Source organism: Mesorhizobium sp. BHbdii (assembly GCF_053848045.1).
In genome coordinates this window covers 1-673 of sequence record NZ_JBSPKX010000062.1, presented here as the reverse complement: position 1 = coordinate 673, position 673 = coordinate 1, and the positions used below count along the sequence as shown (strand labels likewise).

Here is a 673-nt window from a genome sequence, read left to right as displayed (position 1 = left end):
ACCAGGTCCTTCTTGAAACCGTAGACTTCCTGGTAATAGACGCCGCCGATGAAGCGAAGCTGGCCTTTGCCGGCATCCATCTTGTAGGAGCAAGTCGTGGCGTAATTGTTGCTCTTGATGTCGGTTTCCATGTTGGATTCGGCGCCGGCCCACAGACCCGGATTGGTGTGCGCGCCCCATGGCTGGGAATAGTCGAACATACAGTCGACACCTTGAACGATCTGCGCCTTGACGCCGATGCGCGGCACCCAGTAGCTCTCGCTGTCCTTTGCCGTGCTGCCGAGGAACGTCAAATTGCCGTCGAGCGGGTTGGTGTCCACCGCATTCTTGAGCTTGCGTTGCGGCATAACATAAGTCGACTCCGCTTCCGTCGCGAACGGCGCCGGATCGAACAGAAGATCGATATCGTAGCCGCCACGCTCAATGCCACCGGCATGCGCCGAGTTCATTGCGGTCCCGATTAAAGCCAGCGAAAAGCACCCCGCCCCCAGCAGTGCTTTCAGACGCAAAAAGTTCATAAATGTCCTCCCCGAATTCGAGTGCATCAAGCTAGAACCAATTCGGGTTAACGGCGCAACAACGAATTATCGGGGCGTACATGTACATGCTTGCCAAACGCATTTTCGACAAAATGGAGACAGGCGCCGCAAGGCCGAAAAACGGCCCGGCGCAT

General features: G+C 56.5%; 1 pseudogene. It reads right to left on the bottom strand.

The window, feature by feature from the left end:
• Window positions 1–518, bottom strand: a pseudogene (locus tag ACWTU8_RS31820) (transporter); the annotation flags it as partial.
• Between the last annotated feature and the right edge of the window lie 155 nt (window positions 519–673).